Below are 19,798 nucleotides of genomic sequence, written 5' to 3' on the forward strand. Positions count from 1 at the left end.
GGCCACCGACGGTGTGATGGGTTGCGGGTCAGGGGTCGGGCGGCGACGATGTCGAGGCGGTGGTTCTCCGCCTCCTTGCGCGCTAGCGCCGCGAACGGAGCGTGTCGTAGGCCTCGTTCACGCGCTTGAATGCGTTTTCAGCGAGCTTGTGCACCAGCGGCGGCACATGGCCGAGGCGGTCTGGGTGGTATTGCTGCAGCATCGTGCGCCGGGCGCGCTCCACGGCGTCCCAGGGGCTGTTCTCGTCCAGGCCCAGCACGGCCCAGGGCGATGTTTCGGCCTCGCTGCCCGGCTCCGCCGCCTCGTCGCCATCGTCGCTGGCGCTCTCGGCCTGTGGCGCCTCGATGCGTTGCACCAGGCACACCGAAGCCTGCCAGTGCACCGCGTACTCGGTCTGGCAGGTCGGGCAGCTCACTTCGCCAGGCCCCTCCAGCAGGGGAATGCGCAGGCGCTTGTGGCAGCTCACGCAGCGCAGGATGGGCGGCTGCGGTGCGGTGGCCTGCGGCGTGGCGCTGGCGGCGGCCTGTCCGCCGAGCGTGGCCCGCAGGCGCTCGGTCTTCGACAACGGTCGGCACCCCAGCTCCACGCGCACCGCCTCGCACACCGACGCGTTGCGGCCGTGCTCTTGGTACAGCGCGGCCAGCTCGTCCACGCTCAGAGACTGCAGGGGCCGCATGCGGTTGGGCGGGGGCAGCAGCACCAGCTCGGCCGGCTCGGTGTCCAGCAGCTGGCGCGCATGCCAGAGGTCCTCGCCCGTCAGCGGCATCGAAGCCAGGGCCTCGGCAGGATCGGCCAGCCCCGCCAGCATCTCGATGGTCAAGGGCGGCAGGTCCAGAAACGCGGCGCTGGCCTGCGCCACGTCGTCGTCCAGCGATTCGATGGGCCGAAAGCCGATGCGCAACTGGCTCAGGCTCCAGTAGCTCACGCCCAGGGTGGTGGCCAGCTCGCCCAGCGACAGGTCCTGCTCCGCCGCGGCCTGCATCAGGGCCGCGATCAGCAGGCCCCCGGGGCGCTTGAAGCCGTCCGGGTCGAGCCGCCCGCTCCATCGTTCGGGTGGCGACTCGACGGGCCGTTTTGAGAATGCCGACGCAAAAGCGTGAGCGGTGGCTGAGGGCATGGCATGGGGCCGTCCGGGCAGGACAGCGGGGCAAAGACAAGGGCGGATCGTAAGGGCAAACCCGTATAAACCACGGCAACTCCCTGGTTTTTGAGCCCATCACCGGCTTTGCACGCGCGCCATCCGCAGCCGTTGACCCTATACTGGAAAAATGAACGAACCAGTACATTCTCGCGGGCAGACCGTTCGTGCGAAGCCGCTCGCGGCCAAGGCGCCCACGCGCACCAACGACCCCGAACGCACCATGGCCAACATCCTCGAGGTGGCGATGAATGAGTTCGCCGAGAAGGGTCTGGCGGGCGCGCGGATCGACGAAATCGCCGACGAGACGCACACCTCCAAGCGCATGATCTACTACTACTTCCAGAGCAAGGAAGGTCTGTACCTGGCCGCCCTGGAAGAGGCTTACCGCCGGGTCCGGGCGACCGAGGCCGAACTGAACCTCGACGACCTGGAGCCCGAGGCCGCGCTGCGCCGGCTGGTTGAATTCACTTTCGACCACCACGCGGGCAACGAGCCCTACATCCGCATGGTGGTCTCTGAAAACATCAACCGCGGCCAGTTCCTGGCCCAGAGCAAAAGTATCCAGGCGCTCAACCTCAAGGCCATCTCGGCGATCGAAAAGCTCTACGCGCGCGGCGTCGAACAAGGCATCTTCCGCGCCGGCCTGGACCCGATCGACATCCACGCCTCGATCTCGGCGCTGTCGTTCTTCAACGTCTCCAACCGCCACACCTTCGGCCTGATCTTCAAGCGGGACTTCGCCTCGCCCACCGTGGCCACGCTGCGCCGCGCCTCGATCGTCGACATGGTGGTCCGCTTCGTCAAAAACTGAGCCCCCTGCGCGGCCTCCAGATTAGGGTTTCCACCGATCACCAAAAACTAACCAGTTCGTACATTATTGATTCCAACGATTCAGGAGACAGTTCCTTGGTCCAGAAATACATCAACGGCTATTGCCGCCTGCTGGGCGCTCTCATGGTGCTTTCGCTCGCCGCGATGGTGCTCATGGTGTTCGGCAACGTCGTCATGCGCTACGGCTTCAACTCCGGCATCACCCTCTCCGAAGAACTCTCGCGCTGGCTGTTCGTGTGGATGACCTTCATGGGCGCCGTGATCGCGCTCAACGAACGCGCCCACCTGGGCACCGATTCGCTGATCTCGCGCCTGCCGGTGGCCGGCCAGAAGGCCTGCCTCGGCCTGTCGCTGCTGCTGATGCTGTTCATCTGCTGGCTGATCTTCCAGGGCTCGCTGGAGCAGACCAAGATCAACTGGGGCTCGACCAGTGCCGTGATGGAAACCTCCATGGGCTACTTCTACGCCAGCGGCGTGGTGTTCGCGGTGCTGGGAGCCCCCGTGCTGCTGCTCAACCTGTGGCGCCTGCTCAGCGGCCAGATGGCCGAGAGCGAGCTGATCGGCATCCGCGAATCGGACGACATGCCGCACGGCGACCCCCACCCCTGACCCGAGCCCCCAGAGAACTCCCATGACCATTGCCATCTTCCTGGGCTCGCTCATCGCCGCGATGATGATCGGCGTGCCCATCTCTTTCTCGCTGCTGCTGTGCGGCGCCGCCCTGATGTGGCACCTGAACATGTTCGACGCGCAGATCCTGGCGCAGAACCTGATCGAAGGCTCCAACAGCTTCCCGCTGCTGGCCGTGCCCTTCTTCATGCTGGCCGGCGAGATCATGAACGCTGGCGGCCTGTCCAAGCGCATCGTGGCCTTCGCCATGTCCCTGGTCGGCCATGTGCGCGGCGGCCTGGGTTACGTGGCCATCATGGCCGCCGTCATCATGGCCTCGCTCTCGGGTTCGGCCGTGGCCGACGCCGCCGCCCTGGCCGCCCTGCTGCTGCCCATGATGCACACCGCCGGTCACGACAAGGCGCGCTCGGCCGGCCTGCTGTCCGCCGCCTCCATCATCGCCCCCATCATCCCGCCCTCGATCGGCTTCGTGATCTTCGGCGTCGCCGCCAACGTGTCCATCTCCAAGCTGTTCATGGCGGGCATCGTGCCCGGCATGCTGCTGGGCGTGGCGCTGTGCTTCACCTGGTGGTGGGTGGCGCGCAAGGAGAACGTGACGCCGCCGGCCCGCAAGACCCGCGCCGAAGTGATGCACGCGCTGCGCGACGCGGTCTGGGCCCTGGGCCTGCCGATCATCGTGGTGGTGGGCCTGAAGTTCGGCGTGTTCACGCCGACCGAGGCCGCCGTGGTCGCCGCCGTCTACGCGCTGTTCATCTCGCTGGTGATCTACCGCGAACTCAGGCTCTCGCAGCTCTACGGCCTGTTCCTGGCCGCCGCCAAGACCACCTCGGTGATCATGTTCCTGGTGGCCGGCGCCATGGTCTCGGCCTGGCTGATCACCGTGGCCCAGCTGCCAATGCAACTGGTGGCGCTGCTGCAGCCGCTGCTGGACAGCCCGACCCTGCTGATGTTCGCGATCATGGTGCTGGTGATCATCGTCGGCACCGCGATGGACATGACACCCACCATCCTGATCCTGACCCCGGTGCTGATGCCCATCGTCAAGGCCGCGGGCATCGACCCGGTGTATTTCGGCGTGCTGTTCGTGATGAACAACGCCATCGGCCTGATCACGCCCCCGGTGGGCACGGTGCTCAACACCGTGGCCGGCGTCGGCAAGGTGAGCATGGACGAGGTGACCCGAGGCGTGTGGCCGTTCATGATCGCCCAGTTCGCCCTCATGTTCCTGATGGTGCTGTTCCCTCAGATCGTGCTGGTGCCGCTGGGCTGGTTCTACGGCTGAGACCACATCCGATTTCCACACCCTTGCCCGGAACGGGCACGCCACGGCAAGGGCTTTCTTCCACCGCGTCCCAAACCGAAGAGCTGGAGACATCCCATGAAACGACTGTTCATCAAGACCCTGGTGGCCACGGCAGCGCTGGCTGCCGTCGGCATCGCCGCCGCCCAGGACAAGGTCATCAAGTTCGCCAACCAGAACGCCGCGGGCCACCCCATCGTCCAGGGCATGGAGAAGTTCGCCGAGATCGTGGCGGCCAAGTCGGGCGGCAAGATCAAGGTCAACGTGTTCCCCAGCGGCCAGCTGGGCAGCGACCAAGCCAACGTCTCGGCCCTGCAGGGCGGCACGCTGGAGATGGCGTCGATGAACTCGGGCATCTTCGCCAGCCAGGTCAAGGACTTCGCGGTGTTCGACCTGCCCTTCATGTTCGCCAACGGCAAGGAAGCCGACGCGGTCGTCGACGGCCCCTTCGGCAAGAAGCTGCACGCCAAGCTGGAAGAGAAGGGCCTGGTCGGCCTGGGCTACTACGAGCTGGGCTTTCGCAACATCACCAACAGCAAGCGCGCCATCACCAAGGTGGAGGACATCGCCGGCCTGAAGCTGCGCGTGATCCCCAACCCGATCAACGTGGACTGGGTCAAGGCCCTGGACGCCAACCCCACGCCCCTGCCCTTCCCCGAGCTGTACGCCGCGCTGGAGCAGAAAGCCGTGGACGGCCAGGAGAACCCGGTCGCCACGATCTGGGGCGCCAAGCTGCACGAAGTGCAGAAGTTCATGACCCTGACCAACCACCAGTACAACCCGCAATCGGTGGTGATCAGCAAGAAGTTCTGGGACACGCTGTCGGCCGACGAGAAGAAGATCGTGGGTGAGGCCGTGCTGGAGTCCGCCAAGTTCCAGCGCAGCCAGGCCCGCGCGTCGGTCGCCAGCACGCTGGACAACCTGAAGAAAGCGGGCATGACCGTCTCCGAGCTGCCCGCCGCCGAACAGGTCAAGCTGGTCGAGAAGATGAAACCGGTGATCACCAAACACGCCGCCAGCGTGGGCGAGGCAACGGTCAACGAACTGCTGGCCGAGCTGGCCAAGGCACGCAAGTAAGCCCACCCCTGCGCCGCGCCCTCGGGCGCGTCACCCCCTCAAGGGGCATCACGTGTGGCCCGGCAAAGCCGGTTCCACCGTGATTGCTGGAGGAGACACTTCGTGTGGTCGAATCTTCTTGTTGCCAACCTTGAAATGCCATGAAAAAAATCCTCATCCTCAACGGCCCCAACCTCAACCTGCTGGGCACGCGCGAGCCCGCGCAGTACGGCCACACCACGCTGGCCGATGTGGAGGCCTTCTGCAAGGCCCACGGCACCCAGATCGGCTACGAGGTCGAGTGCTTCCAGAGCAACTGGGAGGGCGCGCTGCTGGACAAGATCCACGAGTACGGCCGGCTCTACAAAGAGGGCAAGGCCCTGGGCGTGGTGATCAACCCCGGTGCGCTGACCCACACCTCCGTTGCGCTGCACGACGCCATCAAGGGCGTGGAGCCGCTGCCCGTGATCGAGTGCCACATCTCCAACGTGCACGCCCGCGAGGCGTTCCGACACCACTCCTGGGTGTCGCCCGCGGCGGCCGGCATCGTGGTCGGTTTCGGGGTGGACGGCTACCTGATCGCCATGGACGGCCTGGTGCGCAAGTTCGTCAACTCGGCGGCCACCCGAAGGCCCTGACCCCCTTCATTCCCCCACCCCACCGCCCGCGCGGCGGGGGTGACTCTCGTCCTCACCATGATCAACGGCCACACCGAACTCATCGCCCACATCGGCTACCCGACCCACACCTTCAAGTCGCCGATGATCTACAACCCGTACTTCGAGCACGCGGGCGTGAACGCCGTGGTCGTGCCCATGGGCTGCCGGTCGGCGGACTACCCGGCGTTCCTGAAGTCGGTGTTCACGCTCACCAACATCCGCGGCGCGCTCATCACCATGCCGCACAAGGTGGTGACGGTGGGCCTGCTCGACGAAGTCACGCCCAACGTGACCGTGGCCGGCGCCTGCAACGCGGTCAAACGCCTGGAAGACGGTCGCCTGCTGGGCGACATGTTCGACGGCGCGGGCTTCGTGCGCGGCGTGGTGCGCAAGGGCCTGGCGCTGGCCGGCGCTCGTGTGCTGGTGGTGGGCAGTGGTGGCGTGGGCTGCGCCATCGCCGCCTCGCTGGCGGGCGCGGGCATCGGCGCCATCACCCTGTTCGACGTGAACACCGCCTCGGCCGAAGCCCTGGGCCAGCGCCTCAAGGCCGCCTACCCGGCCATCGACGTGACCACCGGCCACAACGACCCGGCTGGCTTCGACCTGGTGGTCAACGCCACGCCCATGGGCATGAAAGAAGGCGACCCGCTGCCGCTGGACGTGTCGCGCCTGGACGCGCGCACCTTCGTGGGCGAGGTGGTCATGAAGACCGAGATGACCGCCTTTCTCACTGCGGCCCAGGCGCGCGGCTGCCGCGTGCAGGTCGGGACCGACATGCTGTTCGAACAGATCCCCGCCTACCTGGAATTCTTCGGCCTGCCCACCGCCAGCGCCGATCTGCTGCGCTCGTTGGCGCGCCTGAGCTACTGAACGCGTTCGGGAAACTCGCAGCGCTCGTCGAGCACGCGCGCGGCCATGCGCGGCAGCAACCCGGCGATGAAAACCTCGCCGACCCAGCGCCGCACAGCCGGATCGGCCAGGCTGTCGCCGCCGTGCAGCGTGAGGCTGCTGAACGCGGCGATGCCCACGTCCAGCGCCAGGCTGGCCGGCATGGGCGAGGCGGCGGCCGGGCCTTCGGGCAGGCCCGTGGTTTCGAGCTGCACCGCGCTCAGGAAACGCTCGAAGTAGCCCACCGTGCCCTGGCGCCAGACCTCGGCAAGGTAGAAATTCCAGTCGCCCTGGTCTTCGGTCACGAAGCCCCAGGCGAACTCGTGCACCCGCTCGGGTGGCTGCTCGAACACACCGATCTGCCGCACGTCTTCGCGCGCACCGTACTCGGCGAACATCGGCCCCGGCCCGCTGGCCTGCGCGGCCACGAAGCGCTGCACCTCTTGCGGATCGGGCACGAACAGCGGCTCGGGCTCCGTCCAGGGCCGCTGCACACGGGAAAGCAGGCGTTCGGTGGCGGCGCCGCTCTTCTGGGCCTGGATGCACCGGTCCATGAAGGCACTGCGGCCTTCCTTGGTCGAGATCAGGTTCACGATCTCGTCAAAGGCCGCGTCGTCCGCCAGGGGACCGTCTTCGCGCATGCGCAGCACGATGTCGAGCATGGCGTTGCGGGTGATGTGTTCGATGGTGTAGGCCATGTCCCCGCCTTCGAAGTCGGCCATCGACTGCTTGATCCAGGCCATGGTTTCCAGGTGCGTGAGGCCCTGCGGCGCCCGGGGCATGTCGTTGAACAATGCCCGCAGCACCCGCACCGTGTCCAAATCGCTCGCCATGTGTTCTCCGTTGATGAAATAAAAGCCACGTGCGCCCCTGCGAAACACACCCGAGGCGACGGCCACGTGCAAGCATAGTGCGGATCGGGGACCGCTCCCAGCAGCAGAATTCACGGACAAGCCCTCTTTGCGCGAGACCCCGCGCCGGCCCCGGGCGCCGGCGATATGCTCAAGCACACCCCCACCACCCACTTCACAGGAGAACCCGCCCATGACCCTCGCGCCGCCCTCACCCGCGCTCCGAGGTGGCCTGCTCGCGCTGCTGGCGGCGGCGCTGTTCGGGCTGAGCACCCCGCTGGTGCAACGCTTCGGCGCCGGCATGGGTCCGTTCACCACCGCGGCGCTGCTCTACGCCGGCGCGGCGCTGGTGGCGGGGCTGCTGCGCCGGCCGGCGGCGCGGGAGGCGCAGCTCCAGCGCGGCGACTGGCCCCGGCTGCTGGCCATGGCAGGCATGGGCGCCGTGATCGGGCCCGTGGCCCTGGCCTGGGGCCTGCAGCGCACCAGCGGCTCCAGCGCGTCCCTGATGCTCACGCTGGAAGCCGTGTTCACCGCCATCCTGGCCTGGCGCTGGTACGGCGAAACGCTGGACCGGCGGGTGGCGGCCGCAGTGGCGCTGCTGCTGGCGGGCGGGGTGGCCCTGGTGTTCGAACAGGGGCTGATCGGCCAGGTCCAGCTGCTGGGCCTGCTGGCCGTGACGGCCGCCACGGCGGCCTGGGGCGTTGACAACACGCTCTCGCGCGGGGTGGCTGAGCGCGACCCCGGCCAGGTGGTCCTCGTCAAGGCGGTGCTGGGCAGCGTGGCCACGGCGATCATTGCCATGCTCTGGGGCGAGCCCCGGCCCGGCGGGCTCGCGGCCGCGGCCCTGCTGGCCGTGGGCGCCACCGGCTACGGCCTGAGCCTGCGCTTTTACCTGCTGGCCCAGCGCGCGTTCGGCGCGGCCCGCACCGGTTCGGTCTTTGCGTTTGCGCCCTTCATCGGGGCCCTGGGCGCGTTTGCGCTGGGCGACCGCTCCGCTTCGTGGCTGATGGCGCTGGGTGGTTTCCTGATGGTCTGCGGCGTGGTCCTGCACCTGGCCGAGCGCCACGAACACGGGCACGAGCACGGCGAGCTGGAACACGAACACGCCCACACCCACGACGATGGGCACCACACCCACCGCCACGAGGTGATGCCCGACGGCCCCCACAGCCACTGGCACCACCACAGCCCGATGGGCCACGCGCATCCGCATGTGCCGGATGCACACCATTTACACAGGCATTAACTCCCCCCCCCGCAGCGCTTCGCGCTACCCCCTAGGGGGCTGAGGGCCGCGGCTCCGAGCCTGCCTGCGCAGGCTTGGACGGCCCGAAGAAGCCTCGCCTCTGGCGAGGCTGCGGCCTGCAAGGCACACCAGCCGTCCGGCAAAGCCGGCCCGGCGGTGTCCTTGGCTGGGCCGCTTCGTGCGTTGCGGGTCGTGCTCCGCCTGGGGTGCTTCCCCTGCTACTGTGGCGTTACCAGGGCACGCTGGCGAACCGCGCCACCAGGAAGTCCAGCAGGGCCCGCACCGCGGGCGACAGGTGTTTTCGTGAGGGGTACAGCGCGTGGATGGCCATGTCGGGCGGCTGCCAGTCCGGCAGCACCGCCCGCAGGCGCCCGTCGGCCAGGTAGGGGTTGGCCAGGTAGGTCGGCTGCAGGGCCACGCCGCCGCCCGCCAGGGCCGCCTGAAGCAGGGCGGTGGCCTCGTTGGCGCTGAGCTGGCTGCGCACGCCGACCTGGCAGCGTTCTTCGCCCCGTCGGAGGGTCCAGGTGCTCTTGCCGAAATTGGCAAAACTCAGGCAGCGGTGGGTTTCCAGATCGGCCGGCGCCTGGGGCACGCCGTGCTCGGCCAGGTACGCGGGAGACGCCACCAGCACCGAGGCGCAAGGCGCCAGCACCCGGCCGATCAGCGTGGGGTCGGGCTCCGCGCTGATGCGGATGGCCAGGTCGATGCGCGCCTCCACCAGGTTGAGCGCGCCCTCGCTGGCGTTCAGGTCGATCTTGAGCGCTGGGTGCAGTTTCAGGAAATCGGCCAGCGCGGCCGCCATCTGCGCGTGAGCGAGGGAAACGCTGCAGGTCACGCGCAGTTGCCCACGCAGCGCCGTGTCGTGGCGGCTGGTTTCCTGCTCCACGTCGTCCATCAGCGCCAGCATCTGCTGGCTGCGGCGCAGGCAGTTCTCGCCCGCGTCGGTGAGCGTGACGCTGCGCGTGGTGCGCTGCAGCAGGCGCGCGCCCAGCCAATGTTCCAGCGTGCCCACGTAGCGCGTGACCATGGCGCGCGACATCTCCAGCTGGTCGGCCGTGGCGCTGAAGCTGCCGCTCTCGGCCACCGCCACGAACACGCGCATGGCGGTCAATCGGTCCATGATTTGCTCTGTTTTTGAAACATATATGGCCAGATTATGCGATTTATCTGTTCGGATATTGAAACTACAGTGCATCCCAGCGCTGAAAAGTGCATCCCCTTCAATGACATCCAACAGGAGCCTTCCATGATCCGCACCACCGTCGTCGCCGCCTCGCTGGCCATCGCCTTCACCAGCGCCCAGGCCGCCCAGCCACTGACCGTCAAGGTCTACAACGCCGCCGGCAACAGCTTCAACGTCAACTCGACCCTGGTCTACGGGGAAAAAGAAGCCATGGTGATCGACGCCGGCTTCACCCGCGCCGACGCCCTGCGCATCGCCGCCAACGTGCTCGACAGCGGCAAGCTGCTCACCACCATCTACGTGAGCCAGGCCGATCCGGACTACTACTTCGGCGTCGAAACGCTGAAGGAAATCTTCCCCCAGGCCGACGTGGTGAGCACGCCCGCCGTGCTGGAAAAACTGAACGCCAAGATGGCCGGCAAAGTGGCGTTCTGGGGTCCCAAGATGGGCGCCAACGCACCGCGCAAACCCGTGGCGCCGCGCGCACTCGCCGGCAACAGCCTGACGTTGGAAGGCCAGACCATCGAAATCCGTGGCACCCAGGGCCTGCTGGCCCACCGCCCCTACGCCTGGATCCCGTCGATCAAGGCCGTGGTGGGCAACATCGGCGTCTTCGGCAACATGCACGTGTGGACAGCCGACACGCAAAGCGCCGCCGAGCGCGCCGCCTGGGTGGCCCAGCTGGACGAAATGGCCGCGCTCAAGCCCGAGCTGGTGGTGCCCGGCCACATGAAAGCCGGCACCGCCGTGGACGCCAGCACCATCACCTTCACCAAGGACTACCTGCAGACCTTCGAGAAGAACCTGGCCGCCAGCAAGACCGGCGCCGAGCTGATCGAAGCCATGAAGAAGTCCTACCCCCAGATGACCGACGGCGCCCTGTCGCTGGACATCGGCGCCAAGGTCAACAAGGGCGAGATGAAGTGGTAAGGAGATAGGACCATGAGCGCAGCGCCGGGCCGTTCCCAAGCAAGCTCGCACCGCAGCCCGCAGGGCGAAGGTACGCCAGTGAGCACAGCCATCACCTACCTGTTCGATCCCCTGTGCGGCTGGTGCTATGGCGCTTCGCCCGTGGTTCAGAAGCTGGGGCAACACAGCGCCATCACGCTGGCGCTGGCGCCCACGGGCCTCTTTGCAGGCAACGGGCGCGCCATGGACGCGGACTTTGCCGCCTACGCCTGGTCGAACGACCTGCGCATCGCCAAGCTCACCGGCCAGCGTTTCACCGAGGCCTACCGCCAGAAGGTGCTGGGCCGCCACGGCAGCCCCTTCGACTCGGCCGCGACGACGCTGGCACTCACGGCCGTGGCGCTGACCGAGCCCTCACGCGAGCTGGCAACGCTGAAGGTTTTGCAGGAGGCCCGCTACGTGCAGGGCCTGGACACCTGCGATGCGACCGTGGTGGGCCAACTGCTGCGCGACCAGGGCCTGGCCGATGCGGCCCACCGCCTGGCGGCGGCCGACGCCGAGCTGCTGGCCGCCAACGCGGCGCGCATGCGCCAGGCGCAGGGGCTGATGCAGAGCTTCGGCGTGCAGGGCGTGCCCGCCCTGGTGGTCACGGACGACAACGGTCGCCGGCTGTTGCGCGGCAATGCCCTGTACGGCGACCTTGAGCAACTGCTGAGCGATATTGCGGACGCTTGAGCGTCGCGGTAAAAGGGGGCCGTGCCATGGAACGGTTTCAGGCACGGCCAACCAGAAGGAGCCTTCGATGTCCTCCCCTCTTCATGAAGTCCTGGTTCTGACGCGTTCGGGGCGCTGGGACGAGGCCCACAACCTCGTGCAGAACGAGGATTCTCCGCTGGGCGCCTGGCTGCACGGCATTCTGCACATGCAGGAGGGTGATCTGGAAGACGCCGAGTACTGGTACGGCCAGGCCCATCGGCATTTCCACAGCCGCGGGACCCTGGAGGAAGAGCTCGGGCAATTCGAGGCCGAGCTGCTGAAAACCGCTGGCCCGTCCTGAAACGGGGCCCCGGCGCCTCGCGCTCAGCCCCCCAGGCCGGCAAAGACGTTCTGCACGTCTTCGTTGTCGTCCAGCGCGGCCAGGAAGGCCTCTACCTCTTCCAGCGCCTCGGCGCTCAGGCTGGCCGGGTCGATGGGGTTCTTGGGCCTGTAGCCCAGCTTGCTCGACAGCACGGTGAAGCCTTGCGCGGGCAGCGCGCGGCTCACGAGGTCGAGATCGGTCGGGTCGGTCAGGAAGACGGTCACGCCCTCTTCGTCGGCAGGCTCGAAGTCCTGCGCGCCGGCCTCAATGGCCGCCACCTCGGCATCGGCGCCCGCGACGGCGGGTTCGGCTTCGATGATGCCGACGTGGTCAAAGTCCCAGGACACCGAGCCGCTGGTGCCCAATTGGCCCTTGCGGAACAGCACCCGCATGTCCGACGCGGCACGGTTCACGTTGTCGGTCAGGCACTCCACCATCACCGGCACGCGGTGCGGCGCAAAGCCTTCGTAGATCACATGATCGAAATGCACCGCTTCACCGGTGAGGCCCGCGCCCTTCTTGATGGCGCGGTCCAGCGTGTCCTTGGGCATGGAGACCTTGCGCGCCTGCTCCACCACCAGGCGCAACCGAGCGTTGGCCGCCGGATCGGCACCGTGGCGCGCCGCGATCATGATGTCTTTGGCGAGTTTGCCGAAAAGGCGGCCCTTGGCGTTGGCCGCCAGGTCCTTGTGTTTCGCTTTCCACTGCGCGCCCATGGGAGTTCCTTGTGTTGTGGCTGACGGGGGTGCATGAGTTTAGTGGACGACCCCTGACACGACACCACTGGCGCGACGAACGATCAACCCGCCACCGACTTCAACCGCATCTGGTTGGGCAGCGGCACCGAGCGGCGCAGCACGTCTTCGGCCAGCCACAGGGCCGAGCGGCGGCCGCGTTCGGCCACCATGGGCAGCGGCATCTGCTGGTAGTCGTCGTTGAAGACTTCGAAGCTGTAGTCGCCCGCGTAGCCCAGGCGGTCGAGCTTCTGCACCAGGTCCACCAGTTGTTCGCTGTGCACGCCCTCGCCGGGGAACACGCGGAAGGTGCGCGCGGTGCTCATGCGCTCCTCGAAGGTCTTGATCTCCTGCCACATGAAGTCGGCCAGTTGCACCAGGAAGATCTTGCTCGGGTCGAGGTAGTCGATTTCCTCCAGGGGAGTCTTGGCCGCGAAGATGTGGAACGAGTCCAGGCCCAGGCCCAGGTTGGGGCAATCGGCGCGACAGACCACGTCCCAGGCGGTGGTGAATTCGTTGACGGTGCGGCCCCAGGACAGGCCTTCGTAAGCGATCTTGATCCCCAGGGGCAGCGCCAGCATGGCGAGCTTGCGCAGGTCGCGCGCGAGGTGGTCCAGGTCCTGACTGGCATGGGTGGAGGTGGACGAGCAGGCCAGCAGCACTTGGCAGTCCAGCGCGGCACACATCTCCAGCATGGCCTTGGCGATGTCGATCTTGTAGTGGTGCAGGTGGCCGCTGAGGCCCTCGAAGTCACGCAGCACCTGAAAGCCGGTGCCACGCAGGCCGCTGTCTTTCACGGCCTGCACCGCGGCCTGCATGCCACCGGGGTGGCCGTTGATGTCGTTGGCCTTGAGCATGACCTGCGAGAAGCCGGCCGCCTTCATGGCCGCGAGCTTGGCTTCGAGCGGGCCGGCCAGGGTGATGGTGTCCATGCCGAAGCCGCTGATGGCTTCGACAATGGCGCTGTGTTTCGGTTTCATGGCTGGTCCTCCGTGCGGCGCGCTGCGCTGCTCATGCGATCAGGCTCCGGTGCGCAGTTCGCTGTGCACCAGCTCGAACACCACCGAGCCCAGGTAGGTCTTGGTGATGGCGCCGCGCTGCTCGGTGTGCGCAGCCTGGGTTTCGACGAACTCCACGCCCAGCGCACGCAGCGCCTTCACGGCGGCCAGCACGTCGGGCACGCCCAGGCCGATGCGCTGCAGCCGCTCGTCGGCATCGACCACGTTGATCTCGGGTTCGATCAGCTGCAGCATGAAGCGGCGGGTGGCGTCCAGCGAGGGGGTGCGCAGCAAGGTGCCCTTGGGCATGATGCCGAAGCGCTGTTCGTCGGGGATCAGCTCGGTGCCGAAGAGCTCGTTGTAGAACGCGATCCAGTCGTTGCTGCGCTCGGGGCCGATGTATTGCACGACACCGAAGAAGTGGATGCCGGCGGTGGCCGGCGGGCGCTGGTCCACCGTGGGGATGGGCACGAAATCCACGTCGTAGATGGAGAACTCCTTGTAGCGGTCCACGAAATAGATGCGGCTGCCGCCCGCGCCGTGGATGGCCGGGATGTTGAGTTCCATCACCTCGGCGTGCGTCGGCACCGCCCAGGCACCGCGTTCGAGCACGTAGTGGTAGGCGGCGCGCGCATCGCGCACGCGCAGCGCCATGGCCGAGATCGAAGGCACCTCGCTGCCATGGGTAGCGCCCTGGGCATCGGTGGGGTGGGCGTTGACGACGATGTTGAGATCGCCCTGGCGGTACAGCAGCACCTCGCGCGAGCGGTGGCGCGCCACCGGGCGAAAGCCCATCATCTCCAGCACCTGGCCCAGCGCCTGGGGCTTGGACGTGGCGTATTCGATGAACTCGATGCCGTCCAGGCCCAGCGGGTTGGCGGCATCGCTGAAAGAAGCCTGTAGCGGCTCGCGGCCGTCGGGGGTGTTGAGCAGCAGGTCACTCATGCTTGTGTCTCCATCGGGTGAGCGCCAGGCCGGGCGTCAAAGGGCCAGCGGGCGCGGCATCGGGTGAGGTCACCCGCTACAGCTCTCACTGTAGGTGGGCACATCGGTTTTGACCCGCACGCACCGGATGGTGCCGATCGATAATCGATCATCTTCGTTCGATCATCGATCGATATCAGGGTTTTCACCCATCCGTATCCGCCCTGCGAGCGTCACACCCATGCCCAACCCACCCGTTTCGACAACACCCCGGCTGGAGCCGCGCGACTGGATCGCCGGTCTGGAAAAAGGCCTGTCGGTCATCGAAGCTTTCGACGACCAGCACCCGCGCCTGACCGCGAGCCAGGCGGGCGCCCGCTGTGGCCTCACCCGGACCGCCGCGCGGCGCTACCTGTTGACCCTGGCGCACCTGGGCTATGTGGGCAGCGACGGCAAACTGTTCTGGCTCACGCCGCGCATCCTGCGCCTGGGCCACGCCTACCTGGAGTCGGCGCGGCTGCCGCGGGTGGTGCAGCCCTTTCTGCAGCGCATCGCGGGCGGCACGCAGGAAATCGCCTACCTTGGCGTGCTCGACGGCGACGACGTGGTCTACATCGCGCGCAGCGGCGCGCACCGCCACATGAACACCGGCTACATGCTGGGTTCGCGCATCCAGGCGCAACTGTCGACCGCGGGTGTGGCGATCCTGGCGGCCATGGGCGAAGCAGCGGCCGATGCCTGGCTAGGACCCCGCGAGCTGCATGCTTTCACGCCGTTCACCATGTCCAGCAAGGAGCAACTTAGCAGCGAGTTGCAGCGCTTTCGCCGGCAGGGCTGGGCACTGCTGGAGCAGCAACTGGAGCTGAACGCACGGGGCATCGCGGTGCCGCTGCTGGACCGCAACAACGCGGTGCAAGGCGCGATCAGCATCACCATGCCGATCAACCAGGAAAGCAGCGAGGACGCGATCAAGCGCGTGCTGCCGGTGCTGCAGGAAGCGGCGCGAACGCTCAGGAACCTGATCTAGGTGTGGTGTCTCAGCAGCTTGTTCAGCCGCCCCGACCCAACACGCCGAGCACAGCCGTGAGATCGGCGCCCACGTGGTCGGGCCGAGGCCCGATGGTCTCGAACGGCAGGCCCTGGCGGTTGATCCACAGGGTGGTGAAGCCGAACCAGGCGGCACCCAGCACGTCCCAGGCGTTGCTGGAGACGAACAGCACGTCCGTCTTCTCGGCCGGAATGTGGCGGGCCACCTCGCCATACGCCACCGGCATGGTCTTGAACTGGCGCACGCCGTCGACCGAGATCACGTGGTCCAGCAGGTCGCGCATGCCGGCGCTGTCCACGGCCGACGCCAGCATCTCGGGGTTGCCGTTGGAGAGGATCGCCGTCGTCATGCCCTGCCGGCGCAGGACCTCCAGCACGCCGCGGTTTTCCGGGAAAGCGGTGAGTTGCGCGTACTGCGCCATCAGCGCCTCTTCGTTGGCCTCCGAGAGGGGCAGGCCCAGGCGCTGCAGGGCGTAGCGCAGGGACTGGCGGGTCAGGTCCCAGAACGGCCGGTAGTGGCTGCTGCCCTGTTCGGCATCGGGGTCGCTGAGGGAAATCAGGCGCGTGTATTCGATCTGTTTGTCGCGCCACAGCGCCGACAGCGCGGCCCCCTGGCCGGGGTACAGGCGCTCGGCCAGCACGCCGATGGAATACACGTCGAACAAGGTGCCATAGGCATCAAAAACCACCGCTTGAATCGCCATGGGACGGCCTCCGCCGGATCGGGTTGCACAACGCGCAGCGCCACCGGGTCGGGGCTGCGGTGTTGCATTTTGCGCCGCCGGTGCCTGCGCGCGGCGCCCCGGGCGCAAGGCCTCACCGGCACCGGCGCCATTCGGGAAGCCGTTGTGGGCATGGGGATAAGATGGCCCGCATGAACGTCCACATCCGATTCCTCGGCGCGGCCGGCACCGTGACCGGCTCCAAATACCTCGTCGAACACGACGGCCACAGCTTGCTGGTGGACTGCGGCCTGTTCCAGGGCTACAAGCAGCTGCGCCTGCGCAACCGCGACCCGCTGCCGGTGATGCCCAACCACATCGGCGCCGTGATCCTGACGCACGCCCACCTGGACCACAGCGGCTACCTGCCTCTGTTGGCCAAGGAGGGCTTTCGCGGCAAGGTCTGGACCACGCCCGCCACGCGCGACCTCGCGCAGATCCTGCTGCCCGACAGTGGCCACATCCAGGAAGAAGACGCCAACTTCGCCAACCGGAAGGGCTTCAGCAAACACGCGCCCGCGCTGCCGCTCTACACCGAAAGCGACGCGCTCGACAGCCTCAAGCTGCTGCGCACCGTGCCCATGCACCAGCCCTTTGAGCCGCTGCACGGCTGGAAGGCCAGCTTCACCAGCGCGGGCCACATCCTCGGCGCGGCCAGCCTGCTGCTGGAGGTGGGTGGCAGGCGCATCCTGTTCTCGGGCGACCTGGGCCGGCCCGACGATTCGCTGATGAACCCGCCCGACAAGCCGCCCGCAGCCGACGTGGTGGTGATCGAGTCCACCTACGGCGACCGCGAGCACCCGGACGAAGACGTGCTCGCCGAGCTCGGCCCTGCCCTGCAACGCGTGGCCGCGCGCGGTGGCACGGCCGTGGTGCCGGTGTTCGCCGTGGGCCGTGCGCAGGAGATCCTGCACGCCATCGCCCTGCTCAAGGCCAACGGCGTGCTGCCGCACAGCCTGCCGGTGTACCTCGACAGCCCGATGGCCATCCACACCACCGACCTCTACGACCGCCACCTGGGCGAACACCGCTTGAACGCCGCGCAATGCCGCGACATGGAACACGTGGCCAAGATGACGCGCTCGGCCGACGAGTCCAAGGCGATTGCGCAACAACATGGCCCCAAGATTGTGCTCGCCGCTGCCGGCATGGCCACCGGTGGGCGCGTGCTGCACCACCTGGTGCAGTACCTCGGCCACCACCGCAACATGGTCGTTCTCACCGGTTACCAGGCACCCGGCACGCGCGGCGCCAGCCTGTCGGACGGCGCGACCCAGCTGCGCATCCACGGCCAGGACGTGCCCGTGCGCGCCGAGGTGGTGCAGATGAAGTCGGCCTCGGCCCACGCCGACGCCAGCCAGCTCATGGACTGGCTGCGCGCCCTGCCCGCCGCGCCGCGCCGCGTGTTCGTGACACACGGCGACATGGGCGCCTCCGACGCGCTGCGCCACCGCATCGAGACCGAGCTGCGTTGGCAGGCGCTGGTTCCCGAACATGGCTCGACTTGGGCTGTATGACATGAAACACCTCCTGCGACTGACCGCCTTTGCCATCACCCTGCCCGCCTTCGCCCAGACCGCCCCACCCGAATTCACCCAGTGCATCGACGGCCTGCAAGGCGTTGCCCGCACCGCCGGGGTCTCCGAAACGGCCTACCACCGTTTCACCCAAGGCCTGCAGCCCGACATGAGCGTGATCGAAAAGCTCGACTTCCAGCCCGAGTTCCGCACCCCGATCTGGGACTACCTCGCCGGCCTGGTGGACGACGAGCGCGTGGCCGAAGGGCGTGCGCTGTTGGCCCAGCACGCCGAAACGCTGGAGCGCGCGCAGCAGCGCTACGGCGTGGACCCGGCCACGGTGGTGGCGGTGTGGGGGGTCGAGAGCAACTTCGGCCAGAGCTTCGGCAAATACCCGCTGGTGCAGGCGCTGGGCACGCTGTCGTGTTACGGGCGGCGCCAGACCTATTTCCGCACCGAGCTGTACGCCACGCTGCGCATCCTGCAAGCCGGCCACATCGCGCCCGAGCGCCTGGTCGGCTCCTGGGCCGGCGCCTTTGGCCACACCCAGTTCATGCCCAGCACCTTCGAGCGGCTGGCGGTGGACTTCGACGGCGACGGCCGGGCCGACCTGATGGACAGCACCCCCGATGCGCTGGCCTCGACCGCGAACTTCTTGCAGAAAGCCGGCTGGCAGACCGGCCAGCCCTGGGGCTTTGAGGTGAAGCTCCCCGAGGGCTTCAACACCGGCGGCGAAGGCCGGCGCAGCAAGCGAGCCATCGGCGAGTGGAGCGCGCGCGGCGTGACCCGCGTGGACGGCTCACCCTTGCCCGCCAACCTCGGCAGCGCCGGCCTGATGACACCCGCCGGCCCCGCTGGCCCGGCGTTTCTGGTGTTCAGGAACTTCGATGCGATCTACAGCTACAACGCCGCCGAGAGCTACGGCCTGGCCATCGCCCACCTGGCCGACCGGCTGCGCGGCGGCGGTCCGTTCACCACCCCCTGGCCCACCGACGACCCAGGTCTCTCGCGCGCCGAACGCCGCGAGCTGCAGGGCCTGCTGATCCTGCGCGGCCACGAGATCGGCGAGGTGGACGGCATGCTGGGCGAGAAGAGCCGCGTGGCGATCCGCGCCGAGCAGGAACGGCTGGGGCACGAGGTGAACGGGCGGGGTGGGCAGAAGCTGTTGCAGGCGCTGCGCGGCGGATAGGCCAAATCAGCAGTGCGGATCGGGCAAATCGGTACAGTGCCCACACTCTGCATTGTTGCGGCCTCCCCAAACCGGTTTGCCGCAAGCGGCATAACAAGCCTGTGAGGCTTCGTACGCCTGCTTCTTTTCGGCGCATGTGGCCTGACTCGCGGCCACACCGACGGGCTCTTTCGGCGGCAAAGCGGACTCCGGCGGTGTTTTGTTCACCTCCTGCTTGGGCGCCGGTTTCGCTGCTGGTGGAGGCGCCACGAACCGGTTCATCAGGTTGGGCTTGCGCACCTTCACCTCCTCGACCTTCTCCCGCCCCGCATCTGGCCGGTTGTCGTCGAAGTGGGTACGCCCTTGCGCATCCACCCATTGGTAGATCTCGGCCTGTGAGGCGGCACACACGAGCCCCAGCAGCCATGGCAGCAGCTTTGCGCCGCGAATGATGGATTTCATGGCCCTCACACCCACCCAAACTGCGCCCGCACCTCGCGCGCCGTCACGTTCACCGGCGCGGTGGGGGCCTGGGTGTATTGCCGCAGGTTGGGTGCACGCACGCCACCGCCGTCCTGCCCGAGCACGGCCACGCCCTTGACGCGCCAGCCGAGTTCCCTGAGGGCGGCCACATAGGTCAGCGCGTCCGGGTACTCCACGGTGTCGGTCTTGTTGGCGTTGGGCGAGAGGCAGAACAGCACCGCGTCGCAGCGCGAGCGCGTCACCTCCACCACGAACTGCTCGACCGTGGTCCGGGTGTCCTGCAGGGTGCCCACGCGGGCATAGAAGCGCAGGGGCCGCCGGCCACCCTGGATCAGGATGTCGCGCACACTGCGGTTGAAGCAGCCCGTGAGGCTGCGCACCAGTGAGGCTTTGCGGGTGTTGGGGTTGCCGATGACGATGTAGGCGTCCATGG

Annotated in this window: 22 protein-coding genes; 13 read left to right on the forward strand and 9 right to left on the reverse strand. The window is 67.6% G+C overall.

Annotation, left to right across the window (positions count from 1 at the left end; genetic code table 11):
- Window positions 1-82 precede the first annotated feature (82 nt).
- A complete protein-coding gene (locus AC07YZ_RS22105; protein WP_494796372.1) occupies window positions 83-1,117 on the reverse strand; it encodes a DnaJ domain-containing protein in 1,035 nt (344 codons plus the stop codon).
- A 151-nt stretch (window positions 1,118-1,268) separates the two neighbouring features.
- Between AC07YZ_RS22105 and AC07YZ_RS22110 the strand changes: the two genes are divergently transcribed.
- From AC07YZ_RS22110 to AC07YZ_RS22135, 6 genes are all read left to right on the forward strand, one after another.
- On the forward strand, window positions 1,269-1,952 hold the full coding sequence (locus tag AC07YZ_RS22110) for a TetR/AcrR family transcriptional regulator (RefSeq protein WP_226492388.1): 684 nt from the start codon (window positions 1,269-1,271) through the stop codon (window positions 1,950-1,952).
- A 95-nt stretch (window positions 1,953-2,047) separates the two neighbouring features.
- Window positions 2,048-2,581, forward strand: coding sequence for a TRAP transporter small permease (locus AC07YZ_RS22115; protein ID WP_494796373.1), 534 nt, complete (start codon window positions 2,048-2,050; stop codon window positions 2,579-2,581).
- Window positions 2,582-2,603: 22 nt separating this feature from the next.
- Window positions 2,604-3,884 carry a TRAP transporter large permease subunit gene (locus tag AC07YZ_RS22120; protein WP_226492386.1) on the forward strand — a complete coding sequence of 427 codons (1,281 nt, stop codon included), beginning with the start codon at window positions 2,604-2,606 and terminating at the stop codon, window positions 3,882-3,884.
- 96 nt (window positions 3,885-3,980) lie between these two features.
- Complete coding sequence (locus AC07YZ_RS22125) at window positions 3,981-4,979, forward strand: TRAP transporter substrate-binding protein (protein ID WP_494796374.1); 999 nt, start codon at window positions 3,981-3,983, stop codon at window positions 4,977-4,979.
- Window positions 4,980-5,119: 140 nt separating this feature from the next.
- Window positions 5,120-5,596, forward strand: coding sequence for a type II 3-dehydroquinate dehydratase (aroQ, locus tag AC07YZ_RS22130; protein ID WP_226492384.1), 477 nt, complete (start codon window positions 5,120-5,122; stop codon window positions 5,594-5,596).
- A gap of 57 nt (window positions 5,597-5,653) precedes the next feature.
- A complete protein-coding gene (locus AC07YZ_RS22135) occupies window positions 5,654-6,487 on the forward strand; it encodes a shikimate dehydrogenase family protein (RefSeq protein WP_226494701.1) in 834 nt (277 codons plus the stop codon).
- Here the strand turns inward: AC07YZ_RS22135 and AC07YZ_RS22140 are convergent.
- Complete coding sequence (locus tag AC07YZ_RS22140; protein WP_494796375.1) at window positions 6,481-7,338, reverse strand: hypothetical protein; 858 nt, start codon at window positions 7,336-7,338, stop codon at window positions 6,481-6,483. The genes AC07YZ_RS22135 and AC07YZ_RS22140 overlap by 7 nt on opposite strands.
- A gap of 211 nt (window positions 7,339-7,549) precedes the next feature.
- On the opposite strand from AC07YZ_RS22140, the gene AC07YZ_RS22145 reads away from it, so the two are divergent.
- Window positions 7,550-8,602 carry a DMT family transporter gene (locus AC07YZ_RS22145; protein ID WP_494796376.1) on the forward strand — a complete coding sequence of 351 codons (1,053 nt, stop codon included), beginning with the start codon at window positions 7,550-7,552 and terminating at the stop codon, window positions 8,600-8,602.
- A 229-nt stretch (window positions 8,603-8,831) separates the two neighbouring features.
- On the opposite strand, the gene AC07YZ_RS22150 is transcribed toward AC07YZ_RS22145, so the two are convergent.
- Complete coding sequence (locus AC07YZ_RS22150; RefSeq protein WP_226492381.1) at window positions 8,832-9,722, reverse strand: LysR family transcriptional regulator; 891 nt, start codon at window positions 9,720-9,722, stop codon at window positions 8,832-8,834.
- A gap of 126 nt (window positions 9,723-9,848) precedes the next feature.
- On the opposite strand from AC07YZ_RS22150, the gene AC07YZ_RS22155 reads away from it, so the two are divergent.
- From AC07YZ_RS22155 to AC07YZ_RS22165, 3 genes are all read left to right on the forward strand, one after another.
- Entirely contained in the window at window positions 9,849-10,715 is an 867-nt protein-coding gene (locus AC07YZ_RS22155; protein ID WP_494796377.1) for an MBL fold metallo-hydrolase, read from the forward strand.
- Window positions 10,716-10,727: 12 nt separating this feature from the next.
- Entirely contained in the window at window positions 10,728-11,429 is a 702-nt protein-coding gene (locus AC07YZ_RS22160) for a DsbA family protein (RefSeq protein ID WP_494796378.1), read from the forward strand.
- A 67-nt stretch (window positions 11,430-11,496) separates the two neighbouring features.
- Window positions 11,497-11,751 (forward strand): hypothetical protein, encoded by a 255-nt coding sequence (locus AC07YZ_RS22165; RefSeq protein WP_226492378.1) that lies wholly within the window; start codon window positions 11,497-11,499, stop codon window positions 11,749-11,751.
- 23 nt (window positions 11,752-11,774) lie between these two features.
- Here AC07YZ_RS22165 and AC07YZ_RS22170 read toward each other — a convergent pair whose 3' ends face one another.
- The 3 genes from AC07YZ_RS22170 to AC07YZ_RS22180 all read right to left on the reverse strand — a co-directional run bounded on the left by AC07YZ_RS22170 (window position 11,775) and on the right by AC07YZ_RS22180 (window position 14,449).
- Window positions 11,775-12,488, reverse strand: coding sequence for a YebC/PmpR family DNA-binding transcriptional regulator (locus AC07YZ_RS22170; RefSeq protein WP_494796379.1), 714 nt, complete (start codon window positions 12,486-12,488; stop codon window positions 11,775-11,777).
- Window positions 12,489-12,571: 83 nt separating this feature from the next.
- Window positions 12,572-13,486 (reverse strand): sugar phosphate isomerase/epimerase family protein, encoded by a 915-nt coding sequence (locus AC07YZ_RS22175; RefSeq protein WP_494796380.1) that lies wholly within the window; start codon window positions 13,484-13,486, stop codon window positions 12,572-12,574.
- A gap of 39 nt (window positions 13,487-13,525) precedes the next feature.
- The gene (locus AC07YZ_RS22180) at window positions 13,526-14,449 is read right to left on the reverse strand and encodes a 4-hydroxyphenylpyruvate dioxygenase (RefSeq protein WP_226492375.1); all 924 of its coding nucleotides are present in this window, start codon (window positions 14,447-14,449) and stop codon (window positions 13,526-13,528) included.
- Window positions 14,450-14,669: 220 nt separating this feature from the next.
- On the opposite strand from AC07YZ_RS22180, the gene AC07YZ_RS22185 reads away from it, so the two are divergent.
- Window positions 14,670-15,455: an IclR family transcriptional regulator domain-containing protein gene (locus tag AC07YZ_RS22185; RefSeq protein ID WP_494796381.1), complete on the forward strand. Its 786-nt coding sequence runs from the start codon at window positions 14,670-14,672 to the stop codon at window positions 15,453-15,455.
- A gap of 22 nt (window positions 15,456-15,477) precedes the next feature.
- Here the strand turns inward: AC07YZ_RS22185 and AC07YZ_RS22190 are convergent, their stop codons facing one another.
- Window positions 15,478-16,179 (reverse strand): haloacid dehalogenase type II, encoded by a 702-nt coding sequence (locus AC07YZ_RS22190; protein ID WP_494796382.1) that lies wholly within the window; start codon window positions 16,177-16,179, stop codon window positions 15,478-15,480.
- A 170-nt stretch (window positions 16,180-16,349) separates the two neighbouring features.
- On the opposite strand from AC07YZ_RS22190, the gene AC07YZ_RS22195 reads away from it, so the two are divergent.
- Both AC07YZ_RS22195 and AC07YZ_RS22200 read left to right on the forward strand, forming a co-directional pair.
- The gene (locus AC07YZ_RS22195; protein WP_226492372.1) at window positions 16,350-17,714 is read left to right on the forward strand and encodes an MBL fold metallo-hydrolase; all 1,365 of its coding nucleotides are present in this window, start codon (window positions 16,350-16,352) and stop codon (window positions 17,712-17,714) included.
- A gap of 1 nt (window position 17,715) precedes the next feature.
- Window positions 17,716-18,903 (forward strand): lytic murein transglycosylase, encoded by a 1,188-nt coding sequence (locus tag AC07YZ_RS22200; protein WP_494796383.1) that lies wholly within the window; start codon window positions 17,716-17,718, stop codon window positions 18,901-18,903.
- A gap of 6 nt (window positions 18,904-18,909) precedes the next feature.
- Here AC07YZ_RS22200 and AC07YZ_RS22205 read toward each other — a convergent pair whose 3' ends face one another.
- Window positions 18,910-19,344: a DUF4124 domain-containing protein gene (locus AC07YZ_RS22205; RefSeq protein WP_494796384.1), complete on the reverse strand. Its 435-nt coding sequence runs from the start codon at window positions 19,342-19,344 to the stop codon at window positions 18,910-18,912.
- Between the two features lie 5 nt (window positions 19,345-19,349).
- Window positions 19,350-19,796, reverse strand: a complete 447-nt coding sequence (locus AC07YZ_RS22210) for a hypothetical protein (RefSeq protein ID WP_226492369.1) — start codon at window positions 19,794-19,796, stop codon at window positions 19,350-19,352.
- Window positions 19,797-19,798 lie beyond the last annotated feature (2 nt).

This window comes from Hydrogenophaga sp. GW101-3F08 (assembly GCF_059424585.1).